17 protein-coding genes are annotated in these 16,683 nt (G+C 70.4%); 3 read left to right on the top strand and 14 right to left on the bottom strand.

What is annotated here, in order from left to right; translation table 11 throughout:
• Positions 1-49: 49 nt before the first annotated feature.
• Positions 50-1,417, bottom strand: a complete 1,368-nt coding sequence (tilS, locus tag KYK13_RS18160; protein WP_223645935.1) for a tRNA lysidine(34) synthetase TilS — start codon at positions 1,415-1,417, stop codon at positions 50-52.
• A gap of 433 nt (positions 1,418-1,850) precedes the next feature.
• Here tilS and KYK13_RS18155 point away from each other — a divergent pair, with 433 nt between their 5' ends.
• Positions 1,851-2,060 (top strand): TIGR04563 family protein, encoded by a 210-nt coding sequence (locus KYK13_RS18155; RefSeq protein ID WP_223645933.1) that lies wholly within the window; start codon positions 1,851-1,853, stop codon positions 2,058-2,060.
• A gap of 8 nt (positions 2,061-2,068) precedes the next feature.
• Positions 2,069-2,350 carry a TIGR04563 family protein gene (locus tag KYK13_RS18150; protein WP_223645931.1) on the top strand — a complete coding sequence of 94 codons (282 nt, stop codon included), beginning with the start codon at positions 2,069-2,071 and terminating at the stop codon, positions 2,348-2,350.
• 47 nt (positions 2,351-2,397) lie between these two features.
• On the opposite strand, the gene KYK13_RS18145 is transcribed toward KYK13_RS18150, so the two are convergent.
• Positions 2,398-3,228 carry a 5'-nucleotidase C-terminal domain-containing protein gene (locus tag KYK13_RS18145; protein WP_223645929.1) on the bottom strand — a complete coding sequence of 277 codons (831 nt, stop codon included), beginning with the start codon at positions 3,226-3,228 and terminating at the stop codon, positions 2,398-2,400.
• Positions 3,228-6,146, bottom strand: coding sequence for a TonB-dependent siderophore receptor (locus KYK13_RS18140; RefSeq protein WP_223645928.1), 2,919 nt, complete (start codon positions 6,144-6,146; stop codon positions 3,228-3,230). Before KYK13_RS18140 ends, KYK13_RS18145 begins: the two co-directional genes overlap by 1 nt.
• Before the next feature lie 112 nt (positions 6,147-6,258).
• On the opposite strand from KYK13_RS18140, the gene KYK13_RS18135 reads away from it, so the two are divergent.
• A complete protein-coding gene (locus KYK13_RS18135; RefSeq protein WP_223645927.1) occupies positions 6,259-7,818 on the top strand; it encodes a ChaN family lipoprotein in 1,560 nt (519 codons plus the stop codon).
• 234 nt (positions 7,819-8,052) lie between these two features.
• Here the strand turns inward: KYK13_RS18135 and KYK13_RS18130 are convergent, their stop codons facing one another.
• The 11 genes from KYK13_RS18130 to KYK13_RS18080 all read right to left on the bottom strand — a co-directional run bounded on the left by KYK13_RS18130 (position 8,053) and on the right by KYK13_RS18080 (position 16,580).
• Positions 8,053-8,448 (bottom strand): LysM peptidoglycan-binding domain-containing protein, encoded by a 396-nt coding sequence (locus tag KYK13_RS18130; protein WP_223645926.1) that lies wholly within the window; start codon positions 8,446-8,448, stop codon positions 8,053-8,055.
• A gap of 147 nt (positions 8,449-8,595) precedes the next feature.
• Positions 8,596-9,525, bottom strand: coding sequence for a hypothetical protein (locus KYK13_RS18125; RefSeq protein WP_223645925.1), 930 nt, complete (start codon positions 9,523-9,525; stop codon positions 8,596-8,598).
• An 83-nt stretch (positions 9,526-9,608) separates the two neighbouring features.
• Positions 9,609-9,992, bottom strand: a complete 384-nt coding sequence (locus tag KYK13_RS18120; protein WP_223645923.1) for a hypothetical protein — start codon at positions 9,990-9,992, stop codon at positions 9,609-9,611.
• A 128-nt stretch (positions 9,993-10,120) separates the two neighbouring features.
• Entirely contained in the window at positions 10,121-10,672 is a 552-nt protein-coding gene (locus KYK13_RS18115; RefSeq protein WP_223645921.1) for a hypothetical protein, read from the bottom strand.
• A gap of 90 nt (positions 10,673-10,762) precedes the next feature.
• Positions 10,763-11,557 carry a class I SAM-dependent methyltransferase gene (locus KYK13_RS18110; RefSeq protein WP_223645920.1) on the bottom strand — a complete coding sequence of 265 codons (795 nt, stop codon included), beginning with the start codon at positions 11,555-11,557 and terminating at the stop codon, positions 10,763-10,765.
• The gene (locus tag KYK13_RS18105) at positions 11,547-12,323 is read right to left on the bottom strand and encodes an SDR family NAD(P)-dependent oxidoreductase (protein WP_223645919.1); all 777 of its coding nucleotides are present in this window, start codon (positions 12,321-12,323) and stop codon (positions 11,547-11,549) included. Before KYK13_RS18105 ends, KYK13_RS18110 begins: the two co-directional genes overlap by 11 nt.
• A 215-nt stretch (positions 12,324-12,538) precedes the next feature.
• Positions 12,539-13,366, bottom strand: coding sequence for a 3-keto-5-aminohexanoate cleavage protein (locus KYK13_RS18100; RefSeq protein WP_223645918.1), 828 nt, complete (start codon positions 13,364-13,366; stop codon positions 12,539-12,541).
• Positions 13,363-13,761 carry a hotdog fold domain-containing protein gene (locus tag KYK13_RS18095; protein ID WP_223645917.1) on the bottom strand — a complete coding sequence of 133 codons (399 nt, stop codon included), beginning with the start codon at positions 13,759-13,761 and terminating at the stop codon, positions 13,363-13,365. Before KYK13_RS18095 ends, KYK13_RS18100 begins: the two co-directional genes overlap by 4 nt.
• Positions 13,758-14,543 carry an OAM dimerization domain-containing protein gene (locus KYK13_RS18090; RefSeq protein ID WP_223645916.1) on the bottom strand — a complete coding sequence of 262 codons (786 nt, stop codon included), beginning with the start codon at positions 14,541-14,543 and terminating at the stop codon, positions 13,758-13,760. Before KYK13_RS18090 ends, KYK13_RS18095 begins: the two co-directional genes overlap by 4 nt.
• A gap of 4 nt (positions 14,544-14,547) precedes the next feature.
• Positions 14,548-15,033, bottom strand: coding sequence for a hypothetical protein (locus tag KYK13_RS18085; protein WP_223645915.1), 486 nt, complete (start codon positions 15,031-15,033; stop codon positions 14,548-14,550).
• A complete protein-coding gene (locus KYK13_RS18080) occupies positions 15,030-16,580 on the bottom strand; it encodes a lysine 5,6-aminomutase subunit alpha (RefSeq protein ID WP_223645914.1) in 1,551 nt (516 codons plus the stop codon). Before KYK13_RS18080 ends, KYK13_RS18085 begins: the two co-directional genes overlap by 4 nt.
• Positions 16,581-16,683 lie beyond the last annotated feature (103 nt).

Here is a 16,683-nt window from a genome sequence, read left to right as displayed (position 1 = left end):
CTCAACTATTTAGGGGACCGCGACCATCCCCTGATTCGAGGCATCGACTCTATAACGGAGGGGTCTTCCGTTCGCTCGGAAGCGGCGGGAATGCCCACAGCGAGTGTCGGGAAGACACCTCGCGCGAAGCGGCTCCGGGTTCGGCGGAGCGCGGCAGGACGCCGGGAAGCCACAGCGCTTCACCGAGCGCGTCCACCACCACGGGTTGCATGTCGCGCTCCTCCGAGGGAACGCGGGCATCCACGAGCGCGTCCTGCACCTTGCGGTGCCCGGCGCGCGTCCGGATGCGGTCGCCCTGTTTCCGCGAACGCACCGTCAGGGGCCATGCCGTCTTTGCTTCCACGGTCAGCACCAACACGCCCGGGGGCGGCATTCCTTCCGCCACCTGGAAGCGCCACGCGCCAAAGTCACCGCGCGCCCCCGGCCCCGCGAGCACGAGCGGCGGGGGCGGCACCTTCCGCCCTGGCTCCACGCAGCGCACCCGTCCGCCGGTGGCCTTGAGGAGCAGCCCGTCGCTGAGCGGCGTGGTGCCCCCGCGAACCACCGTGTCGCGTGCCCGCTCGAGCGTGGCGTGGTCCACCCGCGCCCCCGCCACGCGCAGCAGCCGCGCGAGCACGCGGCGCGCCAGCGGCGGCTCCAACGCGCGAAGTCCCACGGCCTCCAGTCCGCCGCCCCGCAGCGACAGCCGGTCCCACGCCGCGTCCGCCAGGCCGGCGAGCAGGGCCTCATCCTCCGAGGCGAGCCGCGCGAAGGTGGCCAGGTGCTCCACGGTGCTGAAGCCCGCCGCGCGGTACAGCGCGGGCAGCACGTCCCGGCGCACGCGCGTGCGGAAGAAGGAGGGGTCAGCGTTCATCGGATCGCGCGCGAACCCCACCTCCTCGGTCGCCAGGAAGGCGAGCACGTCCTCGCGCGAGCACGCGAGCAGCGGACGGAGGAGCGTGGAGGCGCGAGCGTGGATGGCCCGCGCGCCCCGGAGCGCCGCCCCCCGGGACAGGCGCATCAGCAGCGTCTCCGCCTGGTCGTCGAGCGTGTGGCCGGTGGCCACGAAGTCCAGCCCGCGCTCCTGGCGCAGCGCCTCCAGGGCCGCGTAGCGCGCCTCTCGCGCACGCGCCTCCAGGCCCGCCCCGGGCGGAAGCTCCAGCCGCCGGACGTGGCAGGTCAGGCCCAGGCGCGAGGCCAGCCCGACGACGGAGGTCACCTCCTCCGCGGCCTCGGCCCGGACTCCATGGTCCACCGTCGCCACCTCCACCCGCAGCGCCAGCGCCTCGCGCACGCGCGCCGTTCCGACGAGGAGCGCGGTGGAGTCCGCGCCCCCGGACACGGCGAGCAGCACCGAGCGCGCGCGGGCGCCGTGCTCGGCATAGGAGCGGGCGAGCGCGGCGGGCAGCGAGGGACTTTCAGAGGACGCGCGAGGCATGGCCCCAGGATTGGAATGGAGTGTCAGATGGCGGGGTTACAGATTCGCGGTGGACGGAAGGCGTGGGAGTGCATTCCATGATTCCCACAATGGAATGACGCGAGCGGAAATAGAACGGCGCTTCGCGGTTGTTGGTCGGACGTTCTGGACTTCATGACGTTGGGCCTAGGGGTCCCCCCCCTCCCCCTCTGGGCCCACGGGGCCGCTTGGAGATTCGCTCCCTGCGGTCCCTCTTTCCGAAGCGCCCCGGTCTCCCTCGCGGAGGCCGGGGCGTTTCTCTTTTTTCACTTGGCATGCATTGTCGGAAGCGGAGCGTTCACCCTGCGGGCGCACGCTTGAGTGCTCCGAAACCGTTGACCCTTCAGGGAGTCTGTCGGATAACCGCTCCGGTGTGTTCAGGTCGTCACCTCGAATCCGCCCCGGAGACCCAGGCATGGCAGGCACCGACAAGCGCAAGCAGTCGCTGTACTTCCCCGAGGAGATGCTGAAGGAGATCCAGGAGGAGGCGAACCGGCAGGACCGTTCCCTCTCATGGGTGGTGCAGCAGGCCTGGAAGATCGCCCGCGACCGCATCAAGTCATTCCCTGCCGTGAACGATGTCACGGGCGACGAGCGCAATGACCCGCGCGAAGAAAGGCCGTAGACAGGGCAATGGCCACCACGGATCACCGCAAGCAATCCCTCTATTTTCCCGAGGACATGCTGGAAGAGATCCAGCGCGAGGCGACCCGGCAGGATCGTTCCCTGTCGTGGATCGTCCAGCAGGCATGGAAGGTCGCCCGCGCTGACATCCGGCGCATGCCTTCGGTCAATGACGTACTGGGCCCCCTGCCTCCACGGCCGGTGGCCCCCGCGGCCCAGACGGCCACCTCCGCTCCGGCGGCGGTGACGACGAGCGCCCCGGCTTCCTCGGACGAGCCCTCCAAGCCGTAGGGGCCGTCCACCCCGGCCCCCGTGAAGCCTCGAATCCGCGCGCGAAGTCAGCGCGGAGCAGGCCGGGAGGGCCGGGCGCAGTTGTCGAACACGATGCGCGGGGCCTCCTTCAGGGCCTGAACCGGGCTGGGGTACGTGCTCTTCATGTACGCCGCAGCGATGTTGGAGTCCGTGCCGCCCGCCTTCCGCGCCGTCACCGGGTTGCGGTCCGGGTCCTTTCCCGCGTTGCCCAGGATGCTCCCGTAGCCGTCCCCTCCCTCCAGGAGGAACGTGGACATCGCCACGCGGTAGCGGATGGACGCGTCGTCGCGCGCGGGGATGGACACGTCGCGGCCGCGCACACGCATCGCCGTCACCCGCTGGCCCGCGGGACGCGAGCAGTCCACGCGCAGGGTGGTGCCTTCGGACACGTGGAGGAACGCGCCGGACGGTGACGCGATGGCCTGCCCTTCCACGTAGAGCCCCTCCACGGAGTGCTCGAAGAGGGCGACGAGCTGCTTCTCCGTGAGGTCCACCGTCACCAGGAGGTTCTCGAAGAGGATGACCTCGTGGAGGACGCCGTCGGTGAGCGGCCCCGCGCGCAGGGCCGTACGGGTGACGCACAGGCCCTCGTCGCGCAGCGAGCCGCCGTTGATGATGCCCAGGTCCGTGGGCTTCGCGGCGCCGTCCTCCGCGTGGAGGAACGCGTCCGCGGCCAGCTGCCCCAGCGCGTTGTTGTCGTGGCGGGTGAAGGCGGTGCCCAGTTGCACCTCTTCCCCCAGGAAGCCCACGATGGCGTCGGGGTCGTCCACCAGGGGGGCGCAGGAGTCGTTGTACGCGAGGCACCCGGGCAACAGCGCGAGCGCCGCGAGCGCGGCGGTGAGGTGGCGGCGGTCCATCAGTAGAAGGCCCTCAGGGTGAGGTAGCCGGACACGCCCTCGCGCGGGAGCAGGCCGGTGACGCGGTCCGGACGGGGCACGTCGTCGCGCAGGTCGTGGTCGAAGAGGTTCTGCGCGAAGAGCGTCACCTCGAAGTGCTCCCAGATGGGCTCGGTGCGCAGCTGCGCGGTGATGAGGCTGTAGGCGGGAATCTGGTAGCGGCGGATGAGCTCCAGCGTGGAGCGGTTGTTGTTGCGGCGCTCGGCGCCCGAGCGCACCACCACGTCCAGGTTCAGCCAGTCTCCCAGGGGCATGGACACGCCCGCGTTGAAGCGCGCCTGGGGCACGTCCGTGAGCAGCCGGGACTGCTCCGGCAGCTCCAGGTCCTGCGCGCGCGACAGGCTGGCGTTGACCCACGCGGAGGCGCGCTTGGACGCCTCCAGGCGGGCCTCCGCCTCCACGCCGTACACGCGCACGCCCTGCTCGCGGTTGCGCAGGGGGACGATGTTGCCGCTGGTGTCCACCGGGATGATGGGCGAGGCGAAGTTCTGGAGGAAGGCGTTGGCGCGCACGCGCACGCGGGTGTCGCCCGCGGCCTGGACCAGGTCCATGCCCAGCTCGAAGGTGTCCACGGTGGTGGGCCGCAGCAGCGGGTTTCCCTCGAAGCGGCCCTGGTTGTAGTCGGTGTCGGGGATGCGCTCGACCAGCTCCTGGGGCGTGGGGGCGCGGAAGGCGCGGCCGTACAGCGCCTTGAGCACGAGCGCGTCCGACGCGGCGACGACCAGGCCCACGCGCGGGTTGACGCGCACCACCATCTTGCTCGTGTCGAACGTGCCCGTCGCCGCGTCCGCGTCCGGCAGCTGGGTGGCGTCCAGGCGCAGGCCGAAGGTGAGCGTGAGCGCGGAGAGCACGGTCCACTGGTCCTGCGCGGACAGGCCCAGGTTGAGGCGGCGGGCGGCCGCGCCCTGCGTGGGGTCCACCAGTCCTTCAGGGGCGGCGGGGCTGGGGCGCAGGCGGCCGTCGAGCGTGTAGTTGGTGGTGTAGTCGTAGCGGGACAGGGACTGCTGCTCGGCGACGAAGCCCAGGGTGAGGTGGTTCTCCTTGGCCAGCGTGAGGTCCGCGTCCACGGAGCCCGTCACGGTGCGCGCGGTGACCTGCGTCTGCTCGCGGAGGCCGTCGGGGAAGAGGCGCTCCAAACCATCTCCGGTGCGGAAGTCGTGCGGGGTGAGCTGGAACAGGCGGTCGGTGGACTGCTGATCGAAGCCCAGCCGGGCGCGCACCTGGCCGCCGTCGAAGAGGGCCTTCTCCCAGGTGAGGTCCGCGAGGAGCACGTCCCAGGACAGCTGGGAGTCGTTGCCCACGGTGTCGAACAGTCCGACGAGCGCGTCCCGCTTCTCCGAGAGATAGCGCGCGGTGACGCCCACGCGGCCGGCGCTGTCCATGCCGTAGGACACGCCGCCGCCCGCGTTCAGGAGGAAGCGGCCGTCGCGGGTGCGGCCCGCGGGCTGGTCCACGTCGCGCAGCCGCTGGGCCACGGCCTCGTCGTCGAGCGCGTCGTGGGCGATGACGAGCGAGTCTCCCTCCTGGCTCCACAGGTCCAGGTCCGCGAACAGGCGCAGGTCGCCGGTGGTGTGCGCGGCGGCCAGGTGGCCGTCGGTGGCGAGCGCCAGGCGGCCGTCGTCGCGAGGGACGCCACCGGTGGTGACGGCGCCGCGCACGCCATCAGCGTGGTTCGTGACGAGGTTGACGGCGCCCTGGAAGGCGCCCGCGCCGTAGATGGCGGAGCCGGGGCCGCGGATGACCTCGATGCGCTCCAGGTTCTCCACCGGCAGGTTCATGAGCGCCTTGCCGTCGTAGAAGTTGTTGAGGCGGTGGCCATCGAGGAGGAAGAGGACCTCCGCGTCGTTGCGCAGGCCCCGGATGGCCGTGCGGTGGAAGCCCTGCACGTCGCGGCTGACGGAGACGCCGGGCACCACGTCCAGCACGTCCGCCACGGTGCGCGCACCCAAGGCGATCATCTGCGCGCGGTTGAAGGACGCGCCAATGGCGGGCACGGTGCGGACGGCCTCCTCCTGGAGCGTCGTCACCGCGAGCACGTCCTCCGCGCTGTAGAGCGCCAGGTCGTCATCCATGGCGTTGCGGGAGGAAGCGGGCGCGCGGGAGCTGGACCGGGTCTCCGGAGGAAGGTCCGCGTTGAGCGCGGCCATGGCGTCGTCGGAGCCGGAAGCGCGTGGGCTCGCGGTGTCCACGCGACCGGGCGACCGCGAGTCCGTACCGCTCGCGCGGGTTGAAGCGCGCGGGTCGGAGGCATCCGTCCGGTTGGAGGGCCGCGAATCCGTACTGCTCGCCCGGGTTGAGGCTCGCGGGTCGGATGCATCCGCGCGCGGCGCGGCGCGAGTTCCCGTGCCGGACGGGGGCGGAGCCGAAGGGGCCCTCGAGTCATCGTCCTTCCCTGCCCCCGACGGCGGCCCGAAGGCATCGATGTCCGGCGTGGACTTCGGAGGCTCACGGGGCCCCTTGCGGCCCGGCGGTGTGCGGCCCGGTGGAGGAGGATCCGGGAGCTGCGCCCCCACCATCACCCGTGCGGGCCGGAGCGCGGACATGAAGAGCGGCCTGCGCTCTCCATCCACCATGGCCGCCTCGACGAAGTACTCCACGCCAGGGGGCACCATGTGCTCGGCGGGGATCATCGCGCGGTACAGGTCTCCGTACTGCCGCTCCATGGGGACCTGGACGTAGGGCTCTCCCGGGCCGCGATAGCGGACGAAGAGCTCCAGCACCTTGCCGCCATCCACCAGCGTCGCATCCAACTGGAGGGGCTGCCGGGCCTCCGCGCGAGCCGACGCCGCGTGCAACAGCGCGGGCTCCTGCGCGTGGACGGGGGCCGCGGCGAACAGCGCGGCACAGAGGATGAGCGTGCGAGGAAGAGCGGTCTGCAAGATTGACGACGATGGTCCGTTGCAGGGCCATGCGAGTCAAGCAACGTGCCCCGTCACCTCCCGCTGATTTTTTGCCGCCCCCGCGAGCGCATGCGACGGTGCCTGCCGCTCCATGCGTGCGTCGCTTTCTCTTCACCTCGCCCTCTTCCGCCGCCAACGCGCCCAGATCGCCCGGGTGGTCGAAGGCCGCACCGATGCCTTCCGTGCCTACGAGGCCCGCTATCGCCGGCGCACGAGCACCTATCAGCGCGTGGTCCCCCTGCCCCACGTGCACCAGCGCATCGCGGCGTCGGACCTCGTCTATGTCGGCGACTACCACACGCTGCCGCTGGCCCAGCAGACCTACCTGGAGCTCGCCGAGCGCGCCCTCGCGTCCGGACGCCGTGTCGTCCTCGCGCTCGAGTGCGTGGAGGGCCGTCATCAGGCCGCGCTCGACGCGTACCTCGCGGGCCGCCTGCCCGAGCGCACGTTGATGGCGCGGCTGGGCCACGGCCCCAACCCGGGCTTCGGTCCCGGCGCCGGCATCCGCAACGTGCTGGCCTTCGCGAAGCGCCTCAAGCTCCAGGTGGCCGCCATCGACCGGCGGGCCCAGGGAGAGCGCTCGCTCGCGCTGCGCGACGCCTTCGCCGCGGAGCGCATCGCCCGCGTGGCCCGCGCGGAGGACGTGCCATTGGTGATGGTGCTCGTGGGCCAGTTCCACGCCGCGCCCTGCCACCTGCCCGCGCAGGTGGAGCGCGCGTTGGGAGACGCCCACCCGCGCCGCGGCCTCGTCGTGTACCAGAACGCGGAGGGCCTCTGGTGGCGCCTCGCTCGTGAGGGGCGGCTGGGCAGCGCGGAGGCCGTGGAGCTGGCGGACGGCGCGTTGTGCCTGATGAACGCCTCGCCCGTCCTCTGCCAGCAGAGCTTCCTGGACTACCTGGAGGCCGAGGGCGACGACGCGCCCCTCCTGGACCGCAGCGCGGCGGAGCGCTTCCGCGACATGGCGGAGCTCATCGGCGGGCTCGCGGGCGTGTCCGTGGGTCGCGAGCTGGACTCGGTGGAGGTGACGACGGCGGCGGACGGCGACGTGCTCGCGCGCATCCGCCGGCGCGGCCGCTTCACCCAGGCGGAGCTGTCCCAGCTGCGCAAGCACATCCTGTCGCGCGAGAGCGGTTACATCCCCCGCGCGCGCACGGCCTACCTCGCGTCGCTGTCGCTCAACCACGCCGCGGAGGAGGCCGCCCACTTCGTGCGCCACTGCGCCGTGGGCGATGCCATGGACGCCCCGCGCGGCGCGTCCGAGGCCTTCTACGCGCGCTGCCTGGAAGAGGCCCTGGGCTTCTTCGGCTCCAAGCTGATCAACCCGCGCCGCACCTGCCCGGGCGTCCCGGAGTGGGCGAAGCGCTTCGGCGAGGCCCGGGGCCTGGAGCGGCAGGTCGCCGCCTTCGTCCTCGCCCACAAGGCCACGGAGTCCGAGGCCCCCGACGAGGCCGTGAAGCTCCTCCCCCTGCGCCGCGACCGCCTGTTCCACGGCGTCAGCCACGCGCTGGGCTACCTGCTGGGAGACAGCCTCTACCGCGCCTTCGAAGCGGGCCAGGTGGACACCGCCGAGATCCGCGCCCTCTTCCGGGATCCCCTCGAGGATCCACGAGGTGCGTACCTCGCCTGGGCCGCGCGTCTGCGGGGTCTCTAGTTCCGCGGGGGTATCACCACTGGTGAACCCGGGCCCACGGGCGACGCGCAGGTCTACACGCAGTGCGCCTCCGTGTGGAACTACCGCTGCCAGCAGAAGAACGACAGCGCCGCGGACCAGAACTGCCTCGTCTACGACTCGCTCGAGGCAACGGTGGCGTGCCCGTACTGCCCTTGAGCCGGAGGCCGGCGGGCCGCGTGAAGGCGGTCCACCGGCACTTCGAGCGCGGACGACTCAGGCGCGGTTGGCGATCGTCTTCGGCGGCAGCTTGAGGACCTGGCCCACCTTGATGTGGTCCGGGTCCTTGAGCTGATCCTTGTTGGCCTCGAAGATCTTCGTGTACAGCTTCATGTCCCCGTAGATGTCCTTGGCGAGCTTGCTGAGCGTGTCGCCGGACTTCACGGTGTGGAGGCCGTAGGGCTCGTTGTGGGTCACGGTCAGCAAGACCATGATCTCGTCGTTCCACTTCGGGTGCTTCGCCTTGATCTGATCCCACATGCGGTCGCGGTCGAAGGCGTGGTCCACGGTGCCCTTGATGATGAGCTTGCCGTTCTCCTCGCGCGTCTCGATCTTCGCGCCCACGTTCTTCGCCACGTCCAGCACGTCCTGGTAGTCGTTCTGCAAGGCCATCCGCGTCCTCCTGTCAGTGCACGGGGGACTGTGCATCGCGCCAGCCAGCCCCCGTGAGTCCGCGAACTTAGGCCCCCTGCCCGCGCGGGATGCCGGGCCTCCAGGCAGGGCCTGAACGAAGCTCAACACTGCGGGGACGGGAGCTGTTCAGAGCGACACGTCCACCCCGGACTCCGGCTCGGCGTTCAGCTCCTCCGGCGGCGCGAAGGTGCCATCCGGCCGCAGCTCCCGCAGGACCTCCTCGCGGCTCAGGCGCACGGCGCGGATGGTGCCATCCGGCGACAGCGCGTAGACGCAGTCCTGGTCCGGCACGCCCACGAAGAGGCCGCCCAGCGCGGGATAGAGCATCACCAGCGCGAGCTCCGTCTCCAGCGGCCCCGGGAAGAGCACGTGCGCGTGCGCGGAGAAGGGAGGCCGCTCACCGTCCGCGTCCGGCGCGACGGACACGGGGATGAGCCCCTGGTGCAGCGGCAGCTCCTGGAGCTTCTCGCGGCCGTCCTTGCTGAACTTGAAGCGGTAGTCCCCGCCCAGGAGGTACAGGTTCGAGTCGTCGAAGCCCTGGAGCACGTAGACGGTGATGCCGCCCTCCTCCTCCACCACGACGGGGTTGAGCTGCCTGCGGCCGTGCACCTGGAAGACGCGCTCGCACGCGGTGCTCACCGCGCGGGCGAGGGCGTCCATGCCCTCGGGGAGGGACTCGACGGGGAAGTCCTCCATCTCGCCGGAGAACTCGATGGGCGCGCGGTACGCGTAGCCGGGGACGAACGCACCCTCGGGATTGAGGCGGCCGAAGACGGCGTACCAGGCGTTGCCACGAGGCACGGTGAAGAACCAATGCATCCTCGTGCGGTCCAGGTCCTGCCGCGCGAGCAGCAGGTCCGTGGCGCTGATGGCACCCTTCTCCGATTCGACGATGTACTGCGCGCGCCGCTGCACGCGCTGGAGCTCCGCGTCCGCCACCAGCACCACCGGCGACGCCGCCGGGACCTGCTGCTCCGCCGCGGCCGGCTTCGCGGTGGAGTGTCCGCGGCAGCCAGCAGTCAGAGCGACGAGGGCGACGAGGAGGCTGCGAAGCATGGGGACTCCCGCGGACGAAGGGGCCCGGTCAGTCTGTGCTGGCCGGGGCCCTCGCGTCACGTCCCCCTTTCACGGCGGGGACCTCAGGCGCCCTGCTGCGTGGGCGCCAGCGCGGCCTTGATCTTCTCCTTCAAGGCCTTGCGGCGCTCCTTGAACTGCGCGCGCGTCGCCTCGTCCACCTGGCCGTTGTTGGAGGCGCGCGCCGCCTTCATCTCCTCGTGCAGCTGCTTCGCCTCCGCCTTGAAGCCATCCGCCTGGGCCTGCGTCAGGCGCCCCTCGGCGACCTGCTTGTCCAGCCGGTGCTCCATGCGGCCGAACGGGTGGCCCCCGCCGTGCCGGCCATGGCGGCCCTCGCACTGGCCTGCCTTGTTGGCGGAGTCTGCCGGCGGGGCCGTCTGGGCGAGCACGGGCACGGCGATGAGCAGCGAGGCGACGGCGGTACCGCGAAGAATGGCCTTGAGCGACATGGTGTGTGGACTCCGGGTTCAGGTCAAAACGCTCCGGGAGCAGCCGTGCAGGCCCGCTTCCCGTCGCGCTCTGACCCTTCAAACTCCGCAGCCCGCCGAAGGTTAAATCGCCTCCGGAAATCCGGCGGCTACTCGCAGTCCTCCATGCTGTACGTGAAGTCCTGGCGCGGCGTATGGCCCGGGTCCTGGTTGATGGCCGCGATGCTCAGGTCCGTGTACGACACCGTCTGCGTGCCGCCGATGACCATCTGCGTGCGCTGCACGCGCGTGGTGGACAGCACCACCTTGCCCGTCGTGCCGTTGGGCTCGATGCGGAAGCAGTTCAGGATGCGCGGATCCACCGTGGAGCGGTTGCACTGCGTGTACTGCCCCAGCACCACGCGCTTCTCGTACGTGCAGCGGCAGTCCCACGGATCGTAGGCCTCCGACACCGTGGCCGCCTCGTAGCCCGTGGCGGTCTGCACGACCTCCAGGTAGCTGCCGTCCTGCGGCTGCGTGCAGCGCAGCACCGTGTCGCCCACGGCGCCCTGCTTCACCTCCGCCAGCGCGGGATCCACCTTCACCTGCGCGCCCGCTTCAATGGCCTTCAGCGGCTCCCTCGCGTCCGCACCCTCACAGCCCAGGCCCAGCACGGACACACCCAGCAGCAACACAGCGGAAAGACGCAATGACGCCTTCATGGACGACTCCTACAGTGGGGGGATGTCCGGGAAGACCCGGACCCCTTATCTGTAGGCTTTCGCGGTGGCTCCGCGCAACGCAAGTCTGCGTCACAAACGCGATAAGGGCTTCACGGCGCGCGTGGCGATGAAGGTGGACAGGAACGTGGAGAGCAGGTCCTGGGCTTCGTGCTTGTCCTCGAAGAGGTGGGTGAGCACGAAGCCCGCCGCCATCTGTCCGCCCAGCTGATCCTCCAGCGAGTGGCCCACGCACATGGGCTCGCCCTTGTCCATGTAGCGGCGGCGCTCTTCATCCGTGAGGCTGGTGAAGTCCGAGTACGGCATCGTGTACCTGAGCCGCATCACGCCCTTCTCCTCCTCCGCCGGATCGAAGAGGTAGCGCACCGGGTTGCAGATGCCCGACAGCAGCGCGCCGCCCGGACGCAGGACGCGGAAGGCCTCGCGCCACACGGGGAGGACCTCCTCCGCGAAGCAGTTGGAGCACGGGTGGAAGATGAGGTCGAAGCTCCCATCGGCGAAGGCGGACAGGTCGCGCATGTCGCCCTCCACGTACTGGAGCGTCAGGCCCTCGCGCTCGGCCACCTGGCGGTCCTGCGCCAGCTGCGCGGGCGAGTTGTCGAACACGGTGACGCGCGCGCCCGCCGCCGCGAGCACCGGGCACTGCTGGCCGCCCGCGCTCGCCAGGCCCAGCACGTCCTTGCCCTTCAGGTCCCCGAACCACTCGCGCGGCACGGGCTTCGTCGGGGTGAGCACCAGGCTCCAGTCGCCGCGCCGCGCGGCGGCGATGACCTCCGGGGATACCGGCACCGTCCACCGGTTGCCGCGCCCCACCTCGCCGTTCCACGCCTCGCGGTTGTACGTCCGCACGTCCAGCTCAGTCTTCATGAAGCACCCGTCCTTCCATGCCTCCGGCCACGGTAACGACTTCACCCGTCACGTGCCCGGAGATGCGATCCGACGCGAGCGTCACCACGACGCGCGCCACGTCCTCCGGCTGTCCCACCTTGCGCAGCGGCATCGTCCGCGTGACGCGGCCGATGAACTTCGGGTCGCCCAGCTTGTCGCGGTTGCGATCCACTTCCGTCCACCCCGGACACACCACGTTGACGCGGCCCATGGGCGCGATGCGGTGCAGTTCGTTCTTCAGGCTCTTCACGAAGCCCGCCGCGAGCGCGCCCTTCGCCGCCGCGTAGTCCGTGTGGCCCGCCTCACCGAAGAGGCCCGCGGTGGAGCTGATGATGACGATGGTCCCCGTGCCGGTGGTCTCCACGTGGCGCAGGAACGCGCGGCAGCTGAGGAACACGCTGTCCAGGTTCTGCGCCAGCGTGCGGCGCCAGCGCTCCAGCGACATCCGCCACACCGGCTCGTCGGGCGCGGGGTAGACGCCCGTGTTGCACACCAGCATGTCCAGTTGGCCCAGGTCCTTCACGGCCTGGGGCACCAGCGCGTCCACGTCCGCCTCCACCGTCAGGTCCGCGCGCACCGACACGCCACCCACCTCGCGCGCGAGCGCCTCCGCCTTCTCCTGGCTGCGGTGGTAGTGCACCGCCACCTTCGCGCCCTCGCCCGCGAACGCCCGCACCAGCGCGGAGCCGATGCCGCCCGCGCCGCCCGTCACCAGCACGCCCTTGCCCTGCAGTCCCGTGTCCATCGCTTCGCGACTCCTCGTGGGCTCCCGTCCGAGCGGGAGGAATGCGCGGCATGATGCCCGAGCCGTCCTGCGCGGACAGCCGGGACGAAGGGGCGCTGTCAGCGGATGCGCTGAGAGCCGGGCAGCGGGGACGAAATGCGCGCCGGGCTCCTGACAAAAAAGAAGGCCCGGGGCGTCGTCCGCTCCCGGGCCTGACGTCACGGCGCGTGTCTTCTTCAGCCCAACCGCAGCAACTGCCGGGCCTGCTCCGGGGTGGCCAGCTCACGGCCCGCGGCACGGGCCCGCTTCGCGGCCTCCGCCACCAGCTCGAAGTTGCCCTTCGCGAGCACGCCCTTGGACACGTAGATGTTGTCCTCCAGGCCCACGCGCGCGTTGCCGCCGCGCTGCGCGGCCTCGTCCACGAACGGCAGCTGCTGGCGCCCCACGCCCGCCACCGTCCAGGTGCTCCCCTCCGGCAACGAGGCGATCATCAGATCCAGCACCTCCGGCCGCGCCTGGAGCGTGCCGGGCACGCCCAGCACGAAGTCGAAGTGCGCCGGCAGCTCCACCAGCCCCTCCTTCGCCAGGTAGCGCGCCTCGTCAATCATCCCGACGTCGAAGCACTCCAGCTCCGGCCGGAGGCCGATGCTCTTGATGCGCTTCGCGATGTCGCGCACCAGCGGCCTCGGGTTCCAGAACACCTCTTCCCCGAAGTTCACCGTGCCCGTGGTGAGCGTGGCCATGTCCGGCTTGTCCGCGCCGGTGAGCGTCAGCCCGCCGCACCGCTCGTCCACGCCCATGCCCACCGCGCCGCCCGTGGACACCTGGATGAGGACATCCGTGCGCTTGCGGATGGCGCGGATGGCCGCGCGGAACAGCTCCGCGTCCTGCGACGGCTTGCCCTCCGCCGTGCGCACGTGCAGGTGCACCATCGCCGCTCCGGCCTCGCGGCACTTCACCGCGTCCTCGGCGATCTCCTCCGCGGTGATGGGCAGGTACGGCGTCTGCTCGCGAGTCGTCTCCGCGCCGACCATCGCGGCGGTGAGGACCATGGGCCTGCTCATCGCTGCCCCCGCTGCTTGTCCTTCGGAACCACGCAGGTGCCCGACGCGCGGCACACCACCACCGCCTCCGGCAGCACGTCCGCCGCCGAGTCGTTCACGTCCGGCCGGGGCCGGATGACCTTGCGCGCCTCGAAGCGCATCTTCCGCGACGTGCTGCCCGCGGAGACGATCTCCCCTTCCGCCTCGATGAAGTCGCCCGCGTACACCGGGGCCAGGAACTCCACGGAGTCGTACGCGCGGAACAGCCCCTCGTCTCCGTCGGACCGGATGCACAGCTCCGTGGCCACGTCCCCGAACAGACCGAGCATCCGCGCCCCGTCCACCAGGTTGCCGCCGTAGTGCGCGTCATGGCTGCCCATGCGCAGCCGCAGTACCGCCTTCGTGCCAGTGCTCACGAGGGTTCCCCCTGGTAGTGGGAGTCCGCGGACTCCGTGCCTTCCTTCTTCATCACCGCGTGCACGATGTAGTTCGCCACGTCGGACGGCTTGGTGCCCGGCCCGAAGCCCGCGTCGAAGCCCAGCTCCAGCGCCAGCTTGTGGTCCACGCGCGGCCCGCCCAACAAGAGCAGCGTCTTGCCGTGGATGCCCGCCGCCTTCGCCGCCTCGATGAACTGGCGCGAGTTGTCCTTGTGCACGTCGCGCTGCGTGACGACCTGCGACACCAGGATGGCGTCCGCGTGCTTCGCGGTGGCCTTCTTGATGAGGTCCTCGTTGGGCACCTGGCTGCCCAGGTTGAACGCCTCGAAGCCGGGGTAGCGCTCCAGGCCGTAGTCGCCCGCGTAGCCCTTCATGTTGAGGATGGCGTCGATGCCCACCGTGTGCGTGTCCGTGCCCGTGCACGCCCCGAAGACGACGATGCGCCGGCGCACCTTCTCCTTGATGAGCGCGTTGAGGTCGTCGAACCCCATCTTGCGCACCACCACCTCCGGCACGTCGATCTCCGCGTAGTCCAGCGTCACGTTGGAGCGGGCGTAGACGACGAAGAACGTGTACTGGTCCGCCGCGCGCTCGGCGGCGGCCACCTTCACGTCCGTGAAGCCCATCTTCTTGGTGAACTGGGCGGCGGCCTCCTTGGCCTTCTCCGACAGGGGCACCGGCAGCGTGAACGACAGCTGCACCATGCCGTCGTCGCGACGGTCGCCGTAGGGGCGGATGATCTGCTTGCTCGGCTTCACCATCGAACTACCCCTTCTTGTTCTTGGGCGGCGTGAACGACACGCTGGTGCCCACCTTCTCGGCCACCGCGGCGAAACGGTCCTTCTTGCCCTGTTCCATGTAGAAGACCACCGACCACGTCGTCTTCCCGTTGCACCCCACGTACGTCACCGTGTCCACGTTGCCGCTGCCGTCCGGCGCCGCGTCCGTGTCCGTCTTCGTGGCCGCCGGCTGGCCGCCCACCTTCAGCATCGTCCAGCCCTCGCCACCGATGTTCGCGAGGATCTTCGTGCGGCACAGCTCCGCCTTCATGCCCGCGGTCTGCACCGCGCCCACGTCCACCAGGAAGTACGCGTCACCGGAGGGCGCCAGGAACTTCTCCGTGCCGTCCATGTTGGAGCGCGTCCACGCCGCCGGGGCCTTCAGCGCGATGTTCTTCACCGTGACGCTGCTCAGCGCATCCGCGCTGCCGCCCGCGGCCACCATCACGGCCACCAAGGTACTCAGGATCATGACGCCTCCAGCATTTCCAGGAACGGGTTGAAGTAATCCGGCGCCTTCAGCAGCACGCCATCCAGGCCCTTGCCGCCGGTCTCCTCGCGCTTCACGTCGCCGAAGCGGCCCTTGCCAATGGCCGCGACCATGCCCTCGGAGTGGCACTCGCGCAGCAGCTCCTCCGCCTTGGCGAACACCTCGCGCGCGCGGTTGGCGATCTTCCCGTCTTCGCGGACGGTGAACTCCTCGTCGATGCCCCGCGCCGCGCGGTGGATGTACGACGCGGACTTGAGCGCCACGTACCGGTCCGCGAGCAGCGGCGTGTGCATGGCCTCCGTCATCATGCCCAGAAGCTGGATGCCCTGCCGCGTCCAGATGGCCACCAGGTCCGCCATCACGTCATACGCGTGGCTGAAGAAGATGTCCGTCTCCTTGTGCTTCGTGGGCGGCATGTACTTGAGCGGCGCGTCCGGGAAGCAGCGGCGCACCAGCATGGCCTGCGACAGCTCCAGCAGCAGCGTGTCGTCGCGGTACGGGTCGATCTCGTACGAGTGCCCGATGCCCAGCTGCCAGTCCTTGAGGCCCGCGCGCTTGGCGAAGCACTCGTTGATGAACTGGCTGGCGATGACGGTGTGGGCCGCGTCGTAGGCGTCCGCGGTGGTGATGTAGTTGTCCTCGCCGGTGTTGATGATGATGCCGGCCAGGGCGCAGATGCGGCGGCTGAAGTACTGGTCGATGAACGTCCGCCGCATGTTGATGTCGCGGAAGAGGATGCCGTACATCGCGTCGTTGAGCAGCATGTCCAGCCGCTCGTACGCCGCGCAGAAGGCGATCTCCGACATGCACAGGCCGGACGAGTAGTTGGTCAGCTGGATGTAGCGCTTGAGCTTGCGGCTCTCGTCATCCAGGGCCTCGCGCATGATGCGGAAGTTCTCCTGGGTGGCGTAGGTGCCGCCGTAGCCCTCCGTCGTCGCGCCGTGGGGCACGTAGTCCAGCAGCGACTGCGCCGTGGAGCGGATGACCGCGATGACGTCCGCGCCGGCCTGGGCCGCCGCGCGCGCCTGGTCCACGTCATCGTAGATGTTGCCCGTGGCGACGATGACGTACTTGTGCGGCGCGGGCGACATGGGGAACTGCTCGCGCAGGGCGTTGCGCTGGGCGATGCGGGCCTTCAGCTCCGACATCGCCGCGCGGGCCTCCTCGCGCACGGCGTCGCGCAGGTTGGCCTCCATCTCCGGCGACAGCGGGCCCAGCTTGTCCGTGGGCAGCGCGGTGATGCGCTCCACGGCGTCCAGCGGGCTGCTGGCGCCCAGTTGCAGCGCGCGGCCGTACCAGTACGCGGCGCCCCGGTTGAGCACCTTGGCGGACTGGAGCTTGTCCACCATCAGGTTCGCCAACGGCACGCCGCGCGCTCCCGCGCCGGAGATGCCAAAGAAGCGCAGCACGGTGCGCTCGTTGGAGACGGTGGTGTTGTGTTGGATGAGGTCGAAGATCGGATTGACGATCTCGTCCGCCAGTTTACGCGCCTGGGCAATCCGCGCGTCGTCGATGAACGGGCCTGACATGCGCGCACCCTACCCGAGCCCCGCGTCATTCTGCTCAAGAACGCGGACACTCCCGCCACGAGCGAACGATGCCGCACCGCGCCTCTTGAATGGCGAGACGCAT

Origin of the sequence: Corallococcus sp. EGB, assembly GCF_019968905.1 — a bacterium.
Classification (GTDB): Bacteria; Myxococcota; Myxococcia; order Myxococcales; family Myxococcaceae; genus Corallococcus.
This window is presented reverse-complemented; position numbering and strand designations above follow the sequence as displayed.